The sequence below is a fragment of the Flavobacterium sp. Root186 genome, assembly GCF_001428525.1.
Classification (GTDB): Bacteria; Bacteroidota; Bacteroidia; order Flavobacteriales; family Flavobacteriaceae; genus Flavobacterium.
The window spans coordinates 552337-574892 of sequence record NZ_LMHW01000013.1 but is presented as its reverse complement, the minus strand read 5'-3'; the positions used below and the strand labels follow the sequence as shown (position 1 = coordinate 574892).

General features: G+C 32.0%; 21 protein-coding genes. 4 read left to right on the top strand and 17 right to left on the bottom strand.

The window, feature by feature from the left end; translation table 11 throughout:
* Positions 1 to 150: 150 nt before the first annotated feature.
* From ASD98_RS15815 to rsfS, 8 genes are all read right to left on the bottom strand, one after another.
* Positions 151 to 4347 (bottom strand): hybrid sensor histidine kinase/response regulator transcription factor, encoded by a 4197-nt coding sequence (locus ASD98_RS15815; RefSeq protein WP_056206085.1) that lies wholly within the window; start codon positions 4345 to 4347, stop codon positions 151 to 153.
* 230 nt (positions 4348 to 4577) lie between these two features.
* Positions 4578 to 5360, bottom strand: coding sequence for a superoxide dismutase (locus tag ASD98_RS15810; RefSeq protein WP_056206082.1), 783 nt, complete (start codon positions 5358 to 5360; stop codon positions 4578 to 4580).
* 9 nt (positions 5361 to 5369) lie between these two features.
* Positions 5370 to 5639, bottom strand: a complete 270-nt coding sequence (locus ASD98_RS15805) for an acyl-CoA-binding protein (protein WP_056206080.1) — start codon at positions 5637 to 5639, stop codon at positions 5370 to 5372.
* Entirely contained in the window at positions 5640 to 6293 is a 654-nt protein-coding gene (locus ASD98_RS15800; protein ID WP_053473543.1) for a phosphatidylserine decarboxylase family protein, read from the bottom strand.
* Positions 6283 to 7173 carry a phosphatidate cytidylyltransferase gene (locus ASD98_RS15795; RefSeq protein ID WP_056206078.1) on the bottom strand — a complete coding sequence of 297 codons (891 nt, stop codon included), beginning with the start codon at positions 7171 to 7173 and terminating at the stop codon, positions 6283 to 6285. Before ASD98_RS15795 ends, ASD98_RS15800 begins: the two co-directional genes overlap by 11 nt.
* A gap of 1 nt (position 7174) precedes the next feature.
* Positions 7175 to 7780: a lactate utilization protein B/C gene (locus ASD98_RS15790; RefSeq protein ID WP_056206075.1), complete on the bottom strand. Its 606-nt coding sequence runs from the start codon at positions 7778 to 7780 to the stop codon at positions 7175 to 7177.
* A gap of 116 nt (positions 7781 to 7896) precedes the next feature.
* On the bottom strand, positions 7897 to 9822 hold the full coding sequence (gene ftsH / locus ASD98_RS15785) for an ATP-dependent zinc metalloprotease FtsH (RefSeq protein ID WP_056206073.1): 1926 nt from the start codon (positions 9820 to 9822) through the stop codon (positions 7897 to 7899).
* A gap of 17 nt (positions 9823 to 9839) precedes the next feature.
* Positions 9840 to 10211, bottom strand: coding sequence for a ribosome silencing factor (gene rsfS, locus ASD98_RS15780; RefSeq protein ID WP_012024667.1), 372 nt, complete (start codon positions 10209 to 10211; stop codon positions 9840 to 9842).
* Positions 10212 to 10303: 92 nt separating this feature from the next.
* On the opposite strand from rsfS, the gene ASD98_RS15775 reads away from it, so the two are divergent.
* A complete protein-coding gene (locus ASD98_RS15775) occupies positions 10304 to 11032 on the top strand; it encodes a biotin--[acetyl-CoA-carboxylase] ligase (RefSeq protein ID WP_056206070.1) in 729 nt (242 codons plus the stop codon).
* Between the two features lie 181 nt (positions 11033 to 11213).
* Here ASD98_RS15775 and ASD98_RS15770 read toward each other — a convergent pair whose 3' ends face one another.
* Both ASD98_RS15770 and pyrE read right to left on the bottom strand, forming a co-directional pair.
* A complete protein-coding gene (locus ASD98_RS15770) occupies positions 11214 to 11606 on the bottom strand; it encodes a hypothetical protein (protein ID WP_056206068.1) in 393 nt (130 codons plus the stop codon).
* Positions 11607 to 11746: 140 nt separating this feature from the next.
* A complete protein-coding gene (gene pyrE / locus ASD98_RS15765; protein ID WP_056206067.1) occupies positions 11747 to 12394 on the bottom strand; it encodes an orotate phosphoribosyltransferase in 648 nt (215 codons plus the stop codon).
* 7 nt (positions 12395 to 12401) lie between these two features.
* Here pyrE and ASD98_RS15760 point away from each other — a divergent pair, with 7 nt between their 5' ends.
* Positions 12402 to 13010, top strand: a complete 609-nt coding sequence (locus tag ASD98_RS15760; RefSeq protein WP_056206065.1) for an NUDIX hydrolase — start codon at positions 12402 to 12404, stop codon at positions 13008 to 13010.
* A gap of 43 nt (positions 13011 to 13053) precedes the next feature.
* On the opposite strand, the gene ASD98_RS15755 is transcribed toward ASD98_RS15760, so the two are convergent.
* From ASD98_RS15755 to ASD98_RS15735, 5 genes are all read right to left on the bottom strand, one after another.
* Positions 13054 to 13608: a hypothetical protein gene (locus tag ASD98_RS15755; protein ID WP_128414849.1), complete on the bottom strand. Its 555-nt coding sequence runs from the start codon at positions 13606 to 13608 to the stop codon at positions 13054 to 13056.
* Between the two features lie 84 nt (positions 13609 to 13692).
* Positions 13693 to 15072, bottom strand: a complete 1380-nt coding sequence (locus ASD98_RS15750; RefSeq protein ID WP_056206061.1) for an energy transducer TonB — start codon at positions 15070 to 15072, stop codon at positions 13693 to 13695.
* 32 nt (positions 15073 to 15104) lie between these two features.
* On the bottom strand, positions 15105 to 15407 hold the full coding sequence (locus ASD98_RS15745) for a hypothetical protein (RefSeq protein ID WP_056206059.1): 303 nt from the start codon (positions 15405 to 15407) through the stop codon (positions 15105 to 15107).
* A 110-nt stretch (positions 15408 to 15517) separates the two neighbouring features.
* Entirely contained in the window at positions 15518 to 16870 is a 1353-nt protein-coding gene (locus ASD98_RS15740; protein WP_056206057.1) for a hypothetical protein, read from the bottom strand.
* Between the two features lie 167 nt (positions 16871 to 17037).
* Positions 17038 to 18765, bottom strand: a complete 1728-nt coding sequence (locus ASD98_RS15735; protein ID WP_056206055.1) for a M14 family metallopeptidase — start codon at positions 18763 to 18765, stop codon at positions 17038 to 17040.
* 248 nt (positions 18766 to 19013) lie between these two features.
* Here ASD98_RS15735 and ASD98_RS15730 point away from each other — a divergent pair, with 248 nt between their 5' ends.
* The gene (locus ASD98_RS15730) at positions 19014 to 20375 is read left to right on the top strand and encodes a DEAD/DEAH box helicase (RefSeq protein ID WP_056206053.1); all 1362 of its coding nucleotides are present in this window, start codon (positions 19014 to 19016) and stop codon (positions 20373 to 20375) included.
* Between the two features lie 176 nt (positions 20376 to 20551).
* Positions 20552 to 20998: a hypothetical protein gene (locus tag ASD98_RS15725; RefSeq protein WP_056206050.1), complete on the top strand. Its 447-nt coding sequence runs from the start codon at positions 20552 to 20554 to the stop codon at positions 20996 to 20998.
* Between the two features lie 289 nt (positions 20999 to 21287).
* Here the strand turns inward: ASD98_RS15725 and ASD98_RS15720 are convergent, their stop codons facing one another.
* Both ASD98_RS15720 and coaD read right to left on the bottom strand, forming a co-directional pair.
* On the bottom strand, positions 21288 to 21866 hold the full coding sequence (locus ASD98_RS15720) for an alkylphosphonate utilization protein (protein ID WP_056206048.1): 579 nt from the start codon (positions 21864 to 21866) through the stop codon (positions 21288 to 21290).
* Positions 21867 to 22034: 168 nt separating this feature from the next.
* Entirely contained in the window at positions 22035 to 22493 is a 459-nt protein-coding gene (gene coaD / locus ASD98_RS15715; protein ID WP_056206047.1) for a pantetheine-phosphate adenylyltransferase, read from the bottom strand.
* Positions 22494 to 22556: the final 63 nt, after the last annotated feature.

Sequence of the window (22556 nt, the reverse complement as noted above, 5' to 3'; positions counted from 1 at the left end):
GGGTTAGATATGTTTTAAAGTCTTACGATAACGATTGAATTAATTATCGTTTATAAAATTAGCTGGTGTATACAAGAAACAGTGTACACTATTTCTTCAAAAGTGTACACTAGTATTTATTATATTGATATTTAAAGCGTTGTGATTTTTTTAGCCCTTGGTTTTGTATTTGAGCTGGTAATTTTTGGGCGTAGTATTATATAGTTTTTTAAACTCTCGATAAAAATAAGAACGATTATTAAAGCCAGAACTGTAGCAAACTTCAGATACTGTTAAAATATTCTTTCGCAATAATTCTGCAGCATATTTTAATCTGATAGTCCGAATCAAGTCGCCTGGTGTAAAACCAAATATTTGTTTAATTTTTCTATACAATTGCGAATTGCTGATGCCTAATTCTTTTTCGATATATAAACTTTGAAGATTTTCATTATCAATATTGCGGCGAATTAGTTCTATTACTTTTTTGATAAAATCTTTTTCGTCATTATTTATGGGTAGAGATGCCAAATTTTCGATAGGTGTATCTTGCATAAAATGCTTTGATATCAACTCTTTTTCTTCAAGAAGTTTTTGAACTCTTATCAGTAAATGATCTGGATAAAATGGTTTTGCGATATAGGAATTGGCACCGCTTTCTATTCCTTCAATTCGATGCAGAACAGAATCTTTTGCAGTGAGCATAATAACCGGAATATGACAGGTTTTAAGATCATTCTTGACTATTTTGCAAAATTCAATTCCATCCAGAAAAGGCATCATAACATCGCTGATAATGAGATCAGGAATTTCATTTTCGATAATCTTTAAAGCTTCTAAACCATTGTAAGCTATAATAAGCTTATATTTTTGGTCTAATAAATCATTAAGAAGCAGATGAATTTCTTTTTCATCTTCAACAATTAATATGGTTTTTCGATCATCTGTAATATGGCTTAAAGATGAAATTTTGTCTGGAGTACCTTCATCTTTAACCGGAGTTTCTTCAAGTATGTTTTTTAAATGATTTGAAATTAAAACAGCACTTACGGTACTATCCAGTTCTTTTTCGTCAAATGAGCCTTTATTGCAAGGCAGCAAAACAGTAAATGTTGTTTCGATATTTTCCTGACTTGAAACAGAGATTTCGCCTCTTAATGCGGTAATTAATTTTTTTACATATGCCAGACCAATACCGGTTCTGAACATCGTATTATCAGTTTCTGTATTTAATTTAGCTAAGAAAAACTGATCAAACAGAGAATCTGATTCTTCTTTCGAAATTCCTTTTCCTGTATTGGTTATCGTAATATTTAATTTTTCTGCACCAATGTCCTGAATACTAAATTTCAAGGTTATTTTTCCGTTTTCAGGCGTATATTTAAAAGCATTCGACATTAAATTAAAAACTATTTTTTCGATTTTATCTTTGTCGAACCAGCCCAATAACACAGGCGGAATATCTAGTGAATAACTAATGTTTTTTTCGATTGCCCATTCATCAAATAATTCGGCAATTTGTTCGATCAAATTTACCAAATCAAAATTTTTCACATTTACTTCTATGTGATCAAATTCAGCTTTTCTAAATTCTAATAATTGCTGTGTTAGAAACAACAAACGCGAAGAATTTCGCTGAATCATATGTATAAATTTTGTGTTTCTTTCGCTGAGGTTTGTTACTTCAGAAAGTTTTTGAATTGGGCCAACAATTAAAGTAAGCGGCGTTTGAAATTCATGGGCTATTTCTGTAAAAAAAGTAAGCCTGTTTTCATGTATTTCCATTTCCCTTTTCCTAAATAATATATTTTGGTTTAAGGATTGACGTTTTTTGTAATAACTATGAATAAAAAATACAAAAGCCAGTAGGAGCAGGACATAGATTAAAAAAGCAATGTTCGACTGCCAGTATACCGGTTTAACGCGTATATCAACAGCATGAACCGGTTTAGTCCAGATACCATCACTATTTGACCATTTTATCCATAAAGAATAATTTCCTTTAGGAACATTTGTAAAAGAAATAATTCGTCGATTATCAATAACATTCCAATCCTTATCAAAATTCTTTAACTGATAAGCATATTGACATTTTTCGGTATTGATAAAAGTCAGGGCCGTCAATTCAATGTCGAAGAAATTTTGATTATGATTTAAAACAATAGAAGGATGAGAAGTAGAATTGGGAGCAATAACCAATGCTTGATAATAAGGCAGCGGCTGATTCTGCCCGCTTATTTTATCAATAAAAAGATCTGGAATTACATTTGACTCTTTTATGTTTTGGGGCAAAAAATAATTAAACCCTTTTATACCGCCCATAAAAATAAAATCAGATTTTAAATTTTGATAATAGGCCCCATCAGCAAATTCATTGTTTTGAAGTCCTTCATTTTTAGTATAATTAGTAAAGTTTAATTTCTTGACATTAAAATTAGAAAGGCCAAAATTGGTGCTTAACCAGAGATTATTTTTTTTATCACAAACAATTCCATGAATAGTATTATTAGGAAGACCATTTTTTACCGTAAAATTTTTAAATACAGGCTTGCCATTTTTTGATTCCAGTAAGTTTAAACCAAGACTGGTTCCAATCCAGAGCCTGTTTTTAGCATCGGTTACTAAACATAAAATATCATTATTAGATAAACTTTCAGGATCATTTTTATGATTTCTGTAAGTATAAAACCGCTCTGATTTGACATCAAATAAATTTAATCCGCCTAAACGAGTTCCAATCCAGAGCTGATTTTTATTTTTTGGAATTATCGAGAAGACGATATTACTGCTCAATGCATTGCTTTGATTATTATTGGCAGCATAATTTTTAAAATCAGAAACTTTTAGATTATTTCCTAAATGCTCAATCTTAAAACGAAACATCCCATATCCGTTTGTTCCAGCCCAGATAAATCCATTATCATCCTGATAAATAGAATAAACAGATTTAAAGTATGAACAGTCATTGCTGCCTATTATTTCTTTCCAAGTAACCAATTTTGATTTTTTTGAATCATAAACTGTAATACCATCGCCATCTGTACCAATAAAAATCAGATCATTTTGTCCTTTGTATAAAGAAAACACAGCATTATTTATGGCACTGTTACTCTCATTATAATTTTTGTATTCTAATGGTTTTTCAGGATTTAAATAAAAATCTGGAGAAAATTTAAACAAACCCTTTCCTTTTGTACCAACCAGAAATGAATTGTTTTCTAGCTCCAAAAATGACCTCACAATTGCGCCATCCAGTTCTGGAAGCTGTATTTTAGAAATCAGATTGAAAGGTTTTTTAAGCGGACTTATTTTAAAAATTCCGTCGCCATCTGTTCCTGCCCAAAATATGTTTTCGTTTCCTTGAATTAGAACGGTGGTTTTGTTTTTTAAATGTTTTAGCCAATCCTTCTTTACCTCAACACCATTTTGATCTAATACAGAATATCCTGACTTGTCCAGAACGATAATGCCGTCAGCAGTTTTTCCTATAATTTTTTCAATATGATTTTTATGGAAAGAAGTAATTTCATTGTTTAAAGAATATAAATTGCTGTTTCCGGTTAGCGATACAGTAACGATTTTTTGGTTCGAAATTTCATCAAATGATTGAATATTTTTTGAAATTAGTTTTATTGCTGAAATTGTTTTTTTACCGCTTTTGTCAGTTTCAATTGATATTTTGTAGAGATCACTATTCTCAAATAAAACCAGCAATTCACCATTTTGTGTAAACTGCATTTTTTTTACTGCTTTTTTAGGGAGATTTTTTGAATTTAATAATTGAAAACTATCGCCTTCAAAATAGCCAATTCCCCAATTTTTTGCAGCACAAAACACTCTTTTAGAAGAGTCAAGAGCCATGTTAAACTCAGATTCAGATAATGGCGAGATATCTTTTCTCGAAAAATAATACCGTTGAAAAGTGCCCGTTTTTTTATTGAATCGATTTATCCCGTGTATGGTAACAATCCAAATATTTCCATTGCTGTCTTCATCTATTTTTAAAATAACCTGATTGCTTAGACTGTTTTCATTATTAGGTTCAGGTCTGTAAATTTTAAAATTGCTGCCATCATATCGGTTTAAACCATCCCAGGTTCCTATCCAGAGTAAATTGTCAGAATCCTGAAAAATAGCATTAATAGAACTATTCGAAAGTCCTTTGTTATTATCTAATTGCTCAGACGAATACTCTATATTAATTGTTTTAGTTGAATCTTTTGATTTAGAGTTTTGATCATGGAAATTTAAAACAGAAGTTTTTAAAAGCAGATTTCCATGTTTATTCACAAAATCGCTTTTTTCTCCATCAACGCATGAAAATATAATCATGAGGGCAAAATACAAGAGAATAGTTTTAATCTTCATGTTATTTTTTCTAATAGGTCGGCTGGACATAATTCTTAAAATATTGTTTGACTAAAAATGTCTACACATTTTTAGTTATACTGCAAGAGATTTCACAGTGTTTAAGATATATAAATATAGACAGATGAATATGCTTTATCGTATTTTTTTACTTTTTATTATAAGGTGTACTTCTTTAAATTTAAAATTAAGCAAAAAAAAAAGCTGATATACTATCAGCTTTTGTGTTTTTATACTTTCTTGACCTTTTTGAGGGCCTCGACATAATATTCGTTTACTTTTTCCCAGTTTATATGTTCGTAAAAAGCATCGATATAACTTCCTTTTCTGTTTTGGTAATCCAGATAATAAGCATGTTCCCATAAATCAATACCTAAAATTGGCGTTCCGGGAATTAATGCATTTTTCATTAACGGATTATCCTGATCCTCTGTAGTAGTAATTTGTAACTTTCCGTATCTATCAACAACCAGCCAAACCCAGCCAGAACCAAATTGTTTCTCAGCCTGACCTTTAAACTGATTTGTAAGATTATTAAAAGATCCAAATTCTTTATTAATTGAACCCGCAAGAGTATCTTTTGGAGTCTGTTCTTTTGGAGTTAAAATATTAAAATAAAGTGTGTGATTGTAATATCCGCCAGCATTTTGACGAAGTTTTGCATTGTTAAGATCCATCTTTTTTAAAATATCCTCAATTGGCATATTTTCATACTCAGTCGAAACAATTTCTTTATTAAAATTGTTTGTATACGATAAATAGTGCTTAGAATAATGCGTTTCTAAAGTTAAAGAACGTAACGCAGGACTTAATCCGTCATAAGCAAAAGGCAGTTTTGTAAGTTCAAATGAACCTGGATCTGCTTTTACATCATTTGGAGAACCAATCGTTATTTTTTCTTCTTTAGTTGGCAGCGGAACTTCTACAACTTCGGTAAGCTTATTGTTATCATTACAAGAAAATAATAGAAAAAATGAAGCTAAAATGCTGAAACGAACAATGTTATTCTTCATAATATTAATTTATTTTGATGTTAGTGAATTAATGATTTCGATGTAACATTCCTTAGCTTCATCAATCGATAAATGACTAATCTGCATCCAGGCATTTGTTTTAAAAGCATTTCGTAAATCAAAATTCTCAGACTGATTGTAAACAGCGGTTCCAAAAGTAGCCTGTTTGTAAAATGCATAAAGTCTTAACTGCACATCTTGCGGCAGTGAGGCCTGAGTCATTTTCAATGCAATTTCTACAGCCTCATTGAAGCGTGTATCTAAATCTTTTTCTGCCATTTACGCTTTTGTAGCAATAATAGTTTTTCCTCCAATTGCTTTTTGGTCTAAAACCACATTGATTGGTGTACCTAAAGGTAAAAATAAATCTACTCTCGATCCAAATTTAATAAACCCGGCATCAGTTCCCTGAATAACCTGCATTCCTTCCTGAGCGTAGTTTACAATTCTACGTGCCAAAGCACCAGCAATTTGTCTGTAAAGAATCGCACCAAAAGTATCATTTTCGATTACTACAGTTGTTCTTTCATTTTCCTCGCTAGCTTTTGGATGCCATGCAACCAAAAATTTTCCAGGGTGGTATTTACTAAATTTTATAATTCCGTCCATCGCATAGCGAGTAACGTGAACATTGATAGGTGACATAAAAATAGAAACCTGTAAACGTTTATCTTTAAAATATTCGCCTTCGTAAACTTCTTCAATAACCACAACTTTTCCATCAACAGGAGCAAGGATGTGATCACTGTTTCTAACAGCAATTCTTTTAGGATTTCTAAAAAATTGTAAAATAATAATCAAAATCAATAACGCTGCTATTTGAACTAGCATTCTAAGCCAATTGATATCAATAAATCTATCAGCAATTACAAGTACGGCAACAGTAAAAACTGTTCCTAATAAAATAGATGGGGCTCCTTCTTTATGAAACATAATATAAAATTTGATAAAATAAAAATATAATTGGTGCTACAAATATAACACTATCTAATCGATCTAAGATGCCTCCGTGTCCTGGCATTATGGAACCGCTGTCTTTAATACCGGCAATTCTTTTAAATTTCGATTCGATCAAATCACCGATCGTTCCAAAAATACTCACGATTAAAGCAATAATTGTCCATATAAGGATCGATTTACCGCTAAAAGCCGGATTAGGCTGTATGTATAATTTTGAAATTAAGAACCCTGCAAAAGCCGCAAAAACCATTCCGCCCAGAAAACCTTCAATTGTTTTTTTAGGAGAAACACGTTCAAATAATTTATGTTTTCCTATTGATTTTCCAACCAAATACGCAAAAGTGTCATTTGTCCAGATTAATACAAACAAACCTATGATAATCTTTGGATTGTAATCATTTGTTCCAAAGGAAATTTTCACGATAAAAATAAAGGGTAATGCAATGTATCCTAAAAGATATAAATATTTTGAAGAAGTGCTTACTTTTTGAACAGAGTCATAAAATAAAAAGATAATACATTTAATAGATACAACCAGTGTAATAGCCAGAAGAACAAGATCTAATTGCTGGATATTGGTTTCTAAATCGAGATTTGATTTAAAAGTATTATTTAAATAAGCAGACGTTTGTTTATTGTAATGGCTAATTAATATTACGATTGTATACAGTAAAGTTCCGAATAAAATCGAAAAGACTTTATTAAGGTTTACAATATTTGAAAATTCATAAATGGTAATAATTAGAAAAATACCAAAGAGAATGATAAAGCTTTCGGTAGAAAACAAGATTGAAGCTAACAACAGAGCAATATAAACAGCACCAGAAATGGTTCTTTTAAGCGTTTCGTTCATCTTAAAGATCTTCTAAGAGCAATAAATAAAGATTTTTGGCAACACTTCCGTATTGGGTAAAATCTTCTTCTTTTGCTTTTTCGAAATATTTTATTGTGGTGATATTAGTCGGAATGTCTCTTTCATATTTACGTTTAATGGCGCTTAAACCATCACTTTTCATTGGGAGAATTTGACTTGTTGTTGCAAGAATTACAATATTTGCTGGTAAATCGTTCGGTTTGTTTTGTCTAATTTGCTTTGAAGAGAAAAGGATAGAACCTTCATCTGCAATTAGATTTTCGCAGCTTGCTAATAGAAATTTTGGTTTTGCTGGGGCAATATAGAATAATTTATTTTCATCCAGCAAATTAAAAAGAGCCGGTTCATAACATAATACTTCACTTTCAAACCAGTCATTTTCTTCTAAAATATTTTCGAATTGTTCTGCCACTTCCTGACTGTTTTCACAATACAAAAATTTTCCGCCATTTTTCTTAAAGTTGAATATGAATTGTTCGTCTATAGACAAATGACTATTTGGGGCAGGAGTTCCTGCGTATTCACTTTCGTGTTCTTCGTCAGAAGCAGATTCGCCGGAACCAAATATTTTTTTGAAAAAATTCATTTTTTATATGAAATACTTTACATGTTAATTGAAAACGTTCAAAGATAAAAAAATCTTAATTCAAAAGGGTATTTTGAATTAAGATTTTAAAAAATATTGTGTATTTAATGAATAATTTACGAAACGACTTCTTCTAAATTTTTGTCAAAAGTACGTTTTCCGAAAATTGCTTCTAAGTCATCTTTAAAAATAACTTCTTTTTCAATTAATATATCAGCAAGCTGATTTAACTTGTCTTTATTTTCTTTAAGTATTTCAATAGCTCTCTGGTATTGACCTTCAATTAATTCTGAAATTTCAGCATCAATAATTTTTGCTGTTTCATCAGAATATGGTTTTGAGAAGTTGTATTCACTTTGTCCAGATGAATCGTAATAAGTAACATTTCCAATTTTATCATTCAAACCATAAATCGTTACCATTGCACGAGCCTGACGTGTTACTTTTTCTAAATCGCTTAATGCACCGGTTGAAATTCTGTCAAAAGTTACTTTTTCAGCAGCTCTTCCGCCCATGGTAGCACACATTTCGTCTAACATTTGATCTGTTCTTACGATTTGTCTCTCTTCTGGTAAGTACCATGCAGCACCTAAACTTTGTCCGCGAGGAACAATAGTTACTTTAATAAGCGGAGCAGCATGTTCCAGCATCCAGCTTACTGTAGCGTGACCAGCTTCGTGAATTGCAATTGCTCTTTTCTCTTCTGGAGTAATAATTTTATTTTTCTTTTCAAGACCGCCAATAATTCTGTCAACAGCATCTAAGAAATCTTGTCTGTCAACCGCAGTTTTGTTATTACGGGCAGCAATTAAGGCAGCTTCGTTACAAACGTTTGCAATATCAGCACCAGAGAAACCCGGAGTTTGTTTTGCTAAGAAATCAAGATCAAGACCTTCAACTTTTTTGATAGGAGCTAAGTGAACTTTAAAAATTTCAGCTCTTTCGCGAATGTCCGGTAAGTCAACAAATATTTGTCTGTCAAAACGTCCTGCACGCATTAAAGCTTTATCAAGAACGTCAGCTCTGTTTGTTGCAGCCAAAACAATTACGTTAGAGTTTGTACCAAAACCATCCATTTCTGTCAATAACTGGTTTAAAGTGTTTTCTCTTTCGTCGTTTCCGCCAGACATATTGCTTTTTCCACGGGCTCTACCTACGGCATCAATCTCATCTATGAAGATAATTGCCGGAGATTTTTCTTTGGCCTGCTTAAACAAATCACGTACACGAGATGCACCAACTCCCACAAACATTTCAACGAAATCAGAACCTGATAAAGAGAAAAACGGAACTTGTGCTTCACCGGCAACGGCTTTTGCTAATAAGGTTTTACCAGTTCCCGGAGGTCCTACAAGTAAAGCTCCTTTAGGAATTTTACCTCCAAGATTAGTATATTTTTCAGGGTTTTTAAGGAACTCTACAATTTCTTGTATTTCTTCTTTTGCACCTTCTAAACCTGCAACATCTTTAAATGTAGTTTTGATATCTGTTTTTTCATCAAAAAGTTTAGCTTTAGATTTTCCAATATTGAAAATCTGTCCACCTCCGCCAGCGCCTCCGCCAGACATTTTACGCATAATGAAAATCCATACACCAATAATAATGATGATAGGAAGTAAGCTGATTAAAATATCGCTCCAGTTATTTTTTTGAAGGAAATTAAAATCTTTTAGTTTGCCTTCGCCAACTGCTTTTTCAAGTTTTGTTTGAAATATTTGATCGTTACCAATTTCTAAGGTATAGTGCGGCCCTTTGTTAGGGTTTTTAAAAATATCTTTAGAAACCTTTTCATTAGCTGGGTCTTTAAGAGCAGCAGCAGTTAGGTATACTTCAGCTTCAGCTTTATTATAAACGATAACTTTTTCAATTTGGCCTTTTTCTAATAAAGTATTGAATTTAGAAGAGGTCAATTGTGCAGGTTCGCTTAAGTTAGATCCACCGGTTGCAAAACTTATAAATAAAAAAACTAGAAGTATTGCGGTATATATTAACCAGGGACTTATTTTAAATTTACTCGGATTTGGATTATTATCTTTAGCCATTTAGAAAAATTTTTCTTTTAGTATTTGTTTTCGATTGTAGTTATTTTGGCGTCACCCCAAAGGCTTTCGATATTATAGTATTCACGAATGTGTTTTTGGAAAACATGTACCACGATATGCACATAATCCATAAGAACCCATTCTGCATTATCGGTTCCTTCTACGTGCCAGGGTTTGTCTTTTAAGTCTTTTGAAACTGTTTTTTGAATTGAGTTTACAATGGCGTTAACTTGGGTATTTGAGCTACCGTTGCAAATGACAAAATAGTCACAAACTGCTGTGTCTATATCTCTTAAGTCAAGAATGTCGATATCATTTCCTTTTACTTCCTCAATCCCTTTGATTATGTTCGCCAATAGAACATCATTATTAATAGTCTTTTTCGCCATGAATTATTTTATATGAATTTGTAAAGTTACCAAATTTTGTGATTATTTTTGAACCTTAACAAAATATTAAATTAAGATATTTAAATTATTTAATGAAACTAATCAAACTCGATGCCATAGATTCCACAAATGATTTCTTAAAATCATTGTCAAGTCAGGATGAACTGGAGAATTTTACGGTGGTAACGGCTGAAAATCAGACAAAAGGCAAGGGGCAAATGGGGGCAAAGTGGAGCTCTGAGACGGGTAAAAACTTAATTATGAGCGTCTTGGTGAAAGATTTTCTGTTTGATAATGAGCAGGTTTTCAATTTGAGTATTGTAGTTTCCTTAGCTGTTTTAGATACGTTGAAATCGTTAAATATTCCTGATTTATGTATAAAATGGCCAAACGACATAATGTCATACAATAAAAAAATTGGTGGCATTTTGATAGAAAATACTCTAAAAAGCGATGGCAGGATCGTGTCAGTTGTCGGAATCGGAATAAATGTCAATCAAACCAATTATGAAGATCTGCCTCGTGGTTCTTCTTTGGCAGTCATCTTCGGAAAAACTTTTGACAAAGAGAATCTGGCAATTTTAATTACTGAAAAAATACAAGAGAAAATTGAATTATGGATTACCTCATCATCTCTTTTTTGGATAGATTATTTTAATTCGCTGTTCAAAAAAGGAGTTCCAATGCCTTTTAAAAATCTTCAGGATAAAAATTTTATGGGAATTATCCAAGGCGTTTCTCCTATTGGAAAATTGCAGGTTTTATTGGAAGATGATTCTGTTTCAGAATTTGAGATAAAAGAGATTCAGATGCTTTATTAGGAGGTTTAAAGGTGCAGAGAGGCAAAGGTCTAAAGGTTTTTTGTTTAAAATAAATCTGCGGAATCTGCAAGATCTGCTAGAGAAAAAAATCATTTTAATCTTTTTAATCTGTGGCAAAAAAAAAGCCCAATCTATCAGATCAGGCTTTCATTTATAATTCACAATTAATAATTTACCATTATTAAAGTTTGTTCATATTGTTTGCTAAAGTTTCAATAAACTTACTGATTGGTCCTTTAACCATCATCGCCATCATAGCGTTGAATTCGCCTTCAAAAAATAATTGAACAGCACTTTCTGAATCAGAAATAGAGTCAATATTTGAAGTTAAAGTAAACGGAAGTTTATCACTTGCAGCACCTAGAACAATTTTGTTTGGCGCTGATTTATCTTTCATTTTTAATTTGATTTCCGGCATACCTTTCAATCCAAAAATAAAAGCATCTTCGCCAATTACTTCAAATTTAGCGATGTTATCCGGCATTAGTTTTTCAAAATTCTTAACATCAGTCAGTTGGTCGAATAAATCCTGAGCTGATTTCTGAACAGTAACTTTTGGACTTTCTAAGTTCATATAATATTTTTTTTTATTTGTATGTAGCAATCAAAATAAATTCCAATTTTTAAATTCCAAATTCCAAAAAAGAGCGAAGCGATTTTTAAAATCTAAAATCTAAAATCTAAAATCTAAAATCTAAAATCTAAAATCTAAAATTACTCTTCCTGTCCCCAAGTCGATGGGCTCACGCTCCATTCTTGTAACGTAGATTGCTGGTCTTCTGTTATATATTGTTTTTGAACTGCTAAATCTAAAAGATTTTCGTAATTGCTTAATGTGAATAAATCAACATTAGCACTTTTGAAATTATCTTCGGCAACATTAAAACCGTAGGTAAAAATAGCTGCCATTCCTTTAATATTAGCACCTTCGTTACGTAAAGCCTCTACAGCAAGCAAACTGCTGTTTCCTGTGCTGATTAAATCTTCAACAACTACAACATTTTGACCTTTTTGAAAAAAACCTTCAACCTGGTTTTGTCTGCCGTGTTTTTTAGGTTCAGGACGAACATATACAAACGGAAGTCCAAGGCTTTCGGCAACTAAAATTCCAATTCCAATGGCTCCAGTGGCCACTCCGGCAATCACATCAGGTTTTCCAAATTGTTTTTCGATGTTCTTGGCAAACTCATCACGAACATAGTTTCTGATGCTCGGAAATGAAAGAATTAACCTATTATCACAATAAATAGGAGATTTCCAACCAGAAGCCCATGTAAAAGGATTTTCGGGATTCAATTTAATTGCATTTATTTGCAAAAGCAATTCGGCTGTTTTTTCGGCAGTATCTTTATTAAAAATCATAGTACAAATGTATAAAGTTTTTGTGAACGACAAACCACTTTTTTTGACAAATGAAATCTCCCGCGAGACAGATTTTCAATTGTTCTTGTTAGAAAGTATTGATATCGAACAGCTTATCATAAAAATTTTTCAAAATAAAATTCAAAAAGCCATTTTATATCATCCTGACGAAAGTGAGATAATGAAAACCCTTAAAGCCAAAATTCCTGTAAATAAAGCCGGCGGAGGTTTTGTGTACAATAAAAAAGGTGAGGTTTTATTCATTTTTAGAAATGGAAAATGGGATTTACCAAAGGGTGGAATCGAGAAAGGCGAGGACATTGAAGCCACAGCCATGCGTGAAGTTGAGGAAGAAACCGGTGTAAACCAACTCCGTATCGTTCAAAAACTTCAAAAAACCTATCATATCTTCAAACGCAACGGAAAATATAAACTCAAAATCACGCATTGGTTCGAAATGCATTCTGATTTTGAAGGAACTCCACAAGGGCAAATTGAAGAAGGAATTGAAAAAGTGGCGTGGTTAAACCCGGAACAAATCAAAGAAGCACTTAAAAACTCTTACGAGAACATTAAATTATTATTTGCAGAGGAAATAAAAGTCAAGGCAGATTAAAATAAATTATAAAAAAGCCTCAATAGATGTTTTGGACTTTTTTTTATAATTTATTCAGATCATCAATATTAATCCATCCTTTGATTATCTTTTTTCCTTTGTAACTACAAAATGCTTTTCCGTTTTCAATTTTTTCGACATACACGATATCATTTTTAATTAGATACATTTTTGTTTTACTAAGATTAGAGTTTTCTTTAAAAAAGAAAGATTTGTTTTTATCCAAATATCTAACCTGTATCCAATTGCTTTTCTTTTCCAGCTCAAATTGTTCCGGCTTATCTGCAAAATGCTGTACATTCCAGCACCCGCCATGCTCTTCGGGAAGTTTTATTTTAATTGTTTTGTTATTAGTTATCTCAATTGTTCCTAAAATTATATCATCTTCTTTATCTTCCGGGTAATAGGTCTTTATGCTAAATTTTTCCCCCGTAACTTTTCCTTCAATATAAAAAATGCATGAAAATTTTGAATTTTGAGTCTGTTCATCTAATCCTGTATAATTTTCAAAATAACCAGTCAGCATCTTAGACGATTCATCATAAGAAAGGTTTAGCCCAAAATCATATTCCCCCGAAACTAATTTTTGTGCAGACACTATATTTGATAGTGATATAAATAAAAAAAATAACAAAAAGTTTTTCATATAGATTCTGTAATAACAATTATTGAAAAGAGAGAATTAATTTAGCCGGTCTAATTTTTTTATTTCCTGTTTTAATTTTTCAGGAGTAACTTCTTCAAAAGCCAAATTATTCAATTTTTGTCGTGATGTTTCAGTTTCCTGAGTTGCTAAATAAGGCTTGTCGTCAACATATTTAATTGCGAAAATAGTAATCTTTTCTCCTGATGGAATATTGTTAAACGAGACATTATCAGCATTTGAATATCCTGTCATTACAGATTTTATACTATGAAATATGATGCTTACAGAAGTATTACTGTCATTTTTGAAATTAATCACATAATCGATTTTAGACGATTCGTCATAATCCAAAAATCTGTCACAGTTTATAAAACCTAGTTTCGCACTTTTAAATAAGTAAGAACTAAATTCCTCTGCTTTTGTTTTTTTTGCTTCATAATTAGTAGATCTGCTGTTGCTAGAAGTAGAACTTAAATAGCCATTAGTACCATCTTCTTCATCGGAGTGAATATTAACGGGAAGAGAATATTGAACATTTACAGGAATGCCATTTACTTTGCCCGGAATAAACTTTGAAAGTTTTTTAAAAGCCTTAACCACAGCTTCATCAACCTCTTTGCTTAAGCCTTTTATTATTTTAATATTCGTTACATTTCCTTCTTTATCTACAACAAAAGTACTTGTAACTTTGCCTGAGATAATTTCTTCCGGCAAAACTATATTGTTGCCAAGAGTTTTATATAACACTTGATTGCCACCAGGGTAAACAGGCATTTCATCTACTTTATTATAAACCTTATTTAAATTGATTGAAACTTCAGCCAGCTGCCAATTAACCTGATCATTTGTTCTCTTTCCGTTAAAAAGTTGCATTCCTTCTTTTTCGCCCTTTTTAAGCATTTCGATTTCAATACTTTTTCCTTTTTTTAAATCACATTTTTCCTGACCCGAAACAGCATTAATATCCAGCATTCCGCCAGTTTCCAGTAACTTTCCGTTTGAGGTTGTAGAAAGTCTTCCTAAAAGAATATCCGAAATACTATAGTATTCTTTTACCGATATTTTAATTTGTCCCGAAACCTCTTTTTGCGTTTTTGAAACAATAAAGCTATTGGCTGTAATCGTTATTTTGGTTTTTTCGGCGCAGACAATCGTAGTATCTTTATTGTTGTTAATTAAAAAATATTGTGTTTTTTTGTCATTTTTAAGATAAAAATCCAACAATAATTTTTTGTTTTCTGCCAAATTATTGCTTGAAGAATTCACCGCAGCCGAATCACTTTTTATGCTGTCAGATTCAGTCGCATTTGCGTTCGATTTTTGAGGTTCTGCAATTGAATTACTTTTTTTAGTTTCATTTTTACAAGAAAAAATAATGAAAACCAACACGAATAACGAAATTAATTTGTGTTTCATCAGCAGGAATTTTGATTGGGGTTTGGTTAGATTTATTTCAAATATAAAATATTATAATCAACCATTTTTACGGAAAGCCACATTTCCTCTTCTTTATCAGATAATTTGTTCGTGTAGTCTTTCATCTTGGGTAAAGATACAATACTGGGTTTTGAATAATCAAAACCTATTTCTTTCAGCCAGTAAGTTAATCTTGAATGTCCAATATTATATTTATTCTCAATTTCTCTTTTTGTCAAAGTTCCGGTTAAAAAGTCATTGCAGACAAATCGTTTAAATTCTTCGCTATACTGAGACTGCCATTTTGAAGGTGATGTTTTTGAATATCTTTCCATATTTTTACACTTTTGTGTAAACCTATTTTAGCACAAGACATGCATTATCATAATTTAGATTGCGTTCACGAGAGGAATTGTCTATTTTTTTTAAAATAGAAATGTAAGATTTATTTAGTAAAAATTGAAGGAACTTGTGGTAAACCGCACCATTCAGCAATTTTATTATATTTACCTGCTAAGCTTCTGATTAAATCAATTCCACCTTCAACAGATTTGACAGCTTTGGATATTTCTGATTTGCCTTCTTCAAATGATTCAAAAATTTTTTTAAATTTTTGCATTGCAGATGATTTTTTAACAACTTCTGGATTTTGCTCTTTTTCAATCTCAAAAAGTGATGTTTCTAGTTCTTGAATTTCAGTATATTCAGGGCTTATATTAGGTAATAATTCTTTAAATTCATTCAGTGATGAAAGAGCACTAGAAATATCATGATTAATATTTGTCTGGCTAAGATTAATGATGGGACTGACTTCAATATTTATTGTAGGTTTAGCAGTTAATCCATTTGAAATAATGCTAAATAAATTTTCAATTTGACCTTTTTGTACTTGAATAATATCTTGTTGTGTTTCGATACGATATTTTGCAATTCGAAGTTCACTATTTAACTCTAATATTAACTTCTGATTTGAGGTTATTTCGGCGGGAAGCTTTTGACCAGAGACAACAAGTTGATATTCTTCAAGTGCCTTTTCTATGATTTCTTTTTCACCATCAATTGTTTCTATAATTAAACGAACTATTTTTCCGTTTTGTTCGATTTTTACTTTAGCATCCTCATCTGGATATTGTTCTCTTAAATATGTTCCAAAGTAATTCAATATGTTAAGACCGGCTTGATAGTATTCACTTGGGAATTCTATACTACGATCGATTACAATATTTTTATCATCTATTGATGGATCTATTTCTAATTCTATAATTTCAGGTTCAAATAAGTCTTCTTGATCATTGAATCCTAATATTAAAAAAGGGTATGGGTGCGTTAGAGGAGTTATAACTTGAATTTGGCGAAAGCACATTTCAAGTGTTAAACGTAGTGCAGAACGATCGTCCATTCTTCTTGAGAATTCTTCTACAGGCACTATTAAAATAGGTATTTCTGATATTTGATATTTTGCAGCAAATACTGTTTGTTGAAAAAGCCAACGATTTAAAAAATCACTGTGTCCGAATGTAATATAAGCGCTTATATGGTTTTTAATAGGGCCTAAATTTCCAAAAAATATTCTCTGTCCATAATCACTGTAAAAAGGTTCGTTATTTATGGACCAACCTTTATCAGATAATTTATCATTCCAGATTTGTCTAGGAGGAGTAAATTTATTTTTGTCTCGATTATTATATATGTTGAAAAAATCAGGTATCGTCTGGAGTATATCATTAAGTTCTTCTTTGTGATTTTGTTGTAGATTAATCCATGAATTTTGATAACTAATTACTTTTGTTATTTTCATTTTTAATATTTTAATTGATTGTGATTATGACTTTAAATTTGATTTGTAATTTCCAAATATAAAAAGTGATAATAAATTTATTTTACGTAAAAGCCATAATTCAGATTTGCTAATCGAAATTTGTCATTTTTAAAGTAAAGGGTTTTAAAATCATAGAAATTAACCACTTATAAAACACGATAAACAGGATACTGCATATGAGCCTTTTCATAATAAACAGAATGCTTATAAATCCAATCTAACTGTGCTTCAGGATTTTTAGCAAATTCAGCATTCGTTTGTTTTTTAGATTCTAGTTCCGCTTTTAGAGCAGGATTTTCTTTTAAAAGATTTGCCGCAGTATCTTCAAAAATATATTCAGAATAATGTTCTTTTTGCTGTAAAATAGGATCAAAGAAATTCCAGTTAAAGAAAGAATCAACACCTTCTGGTTCAAAAGCTTCTACAAGATATTTTACACCTTTTTGGTTGGTTGGAACAATGTAATCACCTTTGGCGAAAGCCATTTTAACGATTTTAGAAGTTACGGTTGTATTTCGATGTGCATAATGTCCTTCGTAAGCAGAGGGAACGGTTTTAAAATTGGCAATTCTGTAACTTTCAACTTCAATAATCGTATCGTTTTTAAGCTGAGTAAGCTTGATATTATTGTTTTTCAAAAGATCGATAATATTCCAATATCCTCTCGGAATAATATAAGCCGTAGGAATCACAACTTCCTTAACCGATTTAAATTCTTTGATATATGGAACGTCTTTTTTATACGGTTTGCTTCGGTCGTAATACAAACGATTTCCTGTTGTGGCGTCACTTTTTTTGTAGTCTGCTTCATATCCTAAAAATGAAAAAGTTGTCGCTTTTGTGCTGTCTAATTCCCATTTTAAAGTATACGATTTTTTAGGCAGATATTGCTCTAAGTTTTTTACTCGAAGCTCTTTGATTTTCTGATAATTCGCATCGGTAAAATCCAAAGTCGATTTCATGTATTCGTATGTCATTTTTACACGTTCGGCATATTTTTTCAGCATGTGTGTTTCGACCACAAAACCAATCGTATTAAATAGGGAAGTGTAACCCGTTGTATATCGCGGACTATCGACAAACTGCCCGAAACCTTTGTCTGGGGTATCTTTAAAAGAATCGACATAAGGCGTTGTTTCGATTTTCTTTTTCTGTAAATCTTTTACCAAGGCGGGCATCATTTCGTTGTTCATAAAATCGCCCAAAACAGTTCCGAGTTTATTATGCTGTGTCATAATATAAGTCAGTTTGTATTGGTAATCAGATCCGTTGCTTACGTGATTATCGATAAAAACATCGGCATTTATTTTCTGGAAAATCTCAACAAAACTTTTTGTATTTCGGGTATCGGATTTCATTAAATCACGATTCAAATCGTAGTTTCTGGCATTTCCTCTAAAACCATAAATTTCAGGCCCGTCCTGATTGGCGCGCGTTGTCGAATTACGATTTAGAGCGCCGCCAATATTATAAACCGGAATGCAGACTAAAACGGTATTTTTTGGAGCTTTCAGCTTTCCAATCGCTAAATCTCTGTAGAATTGCATTGTTGCGTCGATTCCGTCCGGTTCTCCGGCATGGATTCCATTATTGACAAAAAGAACCGTTTTTGTTTTTTGGATTTTATCAAAATCAAATTCCTTGTCTGGATTAAAAGTTACCATGTGCAAAGGTTCACCAGAATCTGTTAAACCCATTTCTTTAATTTGAATCGTTGGAAAATTATTGGCTAAAAGCTTAAAATAAGCAATAGTTTCGGGATAAGAAGCGGATTGATTTCCGTTTCCTTTTTCAAAAAAAGTATCGTATTTTTTATTGTTTTGAGCGAAAAGAGTGATTGTGAAAAGAGAAATGATAAGGGTAAAAAGTTTCATGGTTTTGGTTTTAATCGAAATCAAATATATAGTTTTTTGTTTCAGGTTTCAAGTTTCAGGTTGATCAACTTTGCAGTTTTGGTTTCACGCAGATTTTGCAGATTTAGGCAGATCAAAAAAGATTTTTAAAATAAAATCTGCTTAAATCTGCAAAATCTGCGTAAAATAAAATCTTTGTACACTTTGCGATAAAAAACTTGAAACAAAAGAAAACCTGAAACTTGAAACCTTTTAATTACTTTTGCAAAATGAATAAAAATCACCATTCCAACAATATACTTTTGAATTTAGGCATTGAGAGTCTGAACGAAATGCAGGAAACTGCACAGGATACAATCCTGAATGATAATAATGTTTTACTTCTTTCTCCAACGGGATCTGGAAAAACATTGGCGTTTTTGCTTCCGGTTTTAGAATTATTGCAGCCTGAAATTCTTTCTGTTCAATGTTTAATTTTAGTTCCGTCCCGCGAACTTGGACTGCAGATTGAGCAGGTTTGGAAAAAAATGGGAACGCAGTACAAAGTGAATATTTGCTACGGCGGACATTCAATCGATACTGAAATAAAGAATTTAAGTAATCCTCCGGCAGTTTTAATTGGAACGCCTGGAAGAATTGCTGATCATATTGACAGAGAAACTTTTAGAACAGATAAAATTCAAACGTTGATTTTAGATGAGTTTGATAAATCACTTCAACTTGGGTTTCACGAGCAAATGTCTTTTATTATTGCAAGATTACCGAAAGTGAACAAAAGAGTTTTGGTGTCTGCAACGTCTGACATTGAGATTCCGAAATATACACGAGTTGTAAATCCTACGGTTTTAGATTTTATTGTAGAAGAAGAGGAAAAAGCAAATCTTTCTATGAAAATGATTGTTTCTCCTTCTAAAGATAAATTAGAAAGTTTGTTCAATTTAATTTGTTCTTTAAAATCACAATCGGCTATTATTTTTTGTAACCATCGTGATGCTGCAGAACGTATCAGCGACACTTTAAACGAAAAAGGAATTTATGCTACTTATTATCATGGCGGAATGGATCAGGACGAACGTGAGCGTGCTTTGATTCAGTTTAGAAACGGAAGTATTAGCTACCTTATCACGACAGATCTTGCTGCGCGTGGATTAGATATTCCGGAAATGAAACACGTAATTCATTATCATTTACCTTTAAAAGAAGACGAATTTACACACCGTAACGGGCGTACAGCGCGTATGCAGGCAACGGGAACAGCGTATATTATCGTTCACGAGAGTGAGAAAAAACTAGACTATATCGATTATGATATGCAGGTTCTGAATGTGAAAAACGTGACTTCTCTGCCAAAACCACCAGAATTTCAAACTATTTACATCAGCGGCGGAAAAAAGACGAAGCTGAATAAGTTTGATATTGTAGGTTTCTTTTCCCAAAAAGGAAAAATGGAAAAAGATGATTTAGGACTTATTGAAGTAAAAGATTTTGTTTCGTTTGCGGCAGTAAAATTTGGAAAAGTAAAAGAGCTTCTGAAAAATATAAAAGACGAAAAAATGAAGGGTAAAAAGTTTAAAATTGAAGTTGCCCGAAATGTCATAAAGAAAGAAGAAGAGAAAAATAAGAAATTTTAGTGTTTTTAAGCCGATATAGCAGAGTTTTTGTTATTTTATGTTGCTGTATATCAGTTTTTTATCGTTTATTGAACAAGATTAACAATTTTGTGTTAAAAAAATAATGAATTGATAGGTGTTTTTTCAATATTTCTGTGTTTTTTTGTTGCAGTAAAATTGTAAACCCCAAATCCACTATGAAAAAGATTATTACCATTGCCATTTTGTTCTTTAGTTTTGTATCATTTGCACAAATCAAAGTTCTTGAGACAGTTCCTGTTGAGAAATTAGGAAAAGTAAATAACAACTACATTCAGAAAATTGGAGACGAATACACAGTTTATTACACAAGTATTCAAAACGAAGATGACGCTTCAAGTTTGAGAAAATTTACATTTAAAAATGTTGATAATGATTACACAAATCTTTACAACATTATTATAGGAGGTTTTACGGCTTCTCCTTTGTATGATATTAAATTAGAATTACCAAACAACTACATTTGGTTACACTATACAGGAAATGTTGTTCCAGACAAAGCTACAGTTCAGTTTATGGTTTCTAGTAAAGACAGAGATGCCGCTACAAACAGTGTATCTGAACCATTTGTAAAAGATCAAATCAGCAAATTATTCCAAAAGTAATTTGTTGTCAAAAACAATATATTGAAAAGGCCGTTCAGTTTTTGAACGGCCTTTTTTTGTTTTAGGTTTTCTTTGTTTCAGGTTTCAGGTTGCTTACCGTTGCTTTGATTTTAACGCAAAGCACGCTAAGTTTTTTTTAATTTAAAGCTTTTATAAAAGAGCAAAGTCTGCAAAGCTTTGTGAATAAAACTTTGCGAACTTTGCGTTAACTTTTTCGTGCTTTGCGGTTAGACATTCAGTATTATAAAAAAAACTTAGAATCTTAGAACCTCAGCACCTTTAAAAAAAACTATATCTTTTTCACGTATTGTGTAATAATAACAATCTGCTGTCCATCAACTTTTCCTTCGATGTATTCAGCGTTTTCGTGATCCAGACGAATGTTTCTTACGGCAGTTCCTTGTTTAGCCACCATACTTGATCCTTTAACTTTAAGATCTTTAATTAAAACAACAGAATCTCCGTGTTGTAAAACAACGCCATTACTATCGCGGTGAACCAGTTTATTTTCGTCATCTTCGCCTTCGCCAGTTGCTTGTGCCCACGCCAGTGTATCTTCGTCTAAATACATCATATCTAATAATTCCTGAGGCCAGCCGGCAGAACGTAAACGGCTTAACATTCTCCAGGCAACTACCTGAACCGGAATATTTTCATTCCACATACTGTCGTTAAGGCATCTCCAGTGATTTAAATCGACATTATCAGGATTTTCAATCTGGTCAATACAGGTATTACAAGCTAATATAGCTTCGTCAATCCCACCTTTTTGAGTTGGTAATACTTGGTATACTTTTAGGTTTTCTTCGGCGCCGCAAAGTTCACATTTAGATCCGCTTCGTTTGCTTAATTCTCTTTCGATGCTCATTATTTATTGTTTGTTTTAAAAATGCGAAATTACTTATAATTTGCTTGGCTTGCAAGTTTATCGTTTTTGGTCATTGCGAGGAACGAAGCAATCTCACTTGCTTAATTTTAGCTGAGCAAAAACATAGTGTGCGTTTGCTTCGTTTCTCTCAATGACTTTGCATGTGTTTTATTTCTTGATTCTAACCGCATCCGGAACCAATAATTCATATTCACCGCCATTTCGTAATACATCACGAACAATACTTGAACTGATATAAGATGTTTTTGCTGCAGTTAATAAAAATACTGTTTCGATTTTAGAAAGACGTCTGTTGGTGTGTGCAATAGCTTTTTCAAATTCGAAATCGGCAGGGTTGCGTAAGCCTCTTAAAATGAAATTTGCTTTTAGTTTTTTGGCTAAATCTATGGTTAATCCTTCGTAAGTAATAACCGAAATTTTTGGTTCATCTTTAAAGGTTTCTTCAATAAAGCGTTTTCTTTCTTCTAGTGAAAACATGTATTTTTTTTCGGCGTTGACACCAATGGCAATTACGATTTCATCAAATAAAGAAATCCCTCTTTTGATGATATCTTCGTGTCCAAGTGTAATAGGGTCAAAAGAGCCCGGAAATATTGCTTTTCTCATTTTTTTTTGAGGTTCAGAGGTTCAAAGTTGCAAAGGTTCAAAGTTTTTAATAATTGTGTTGAA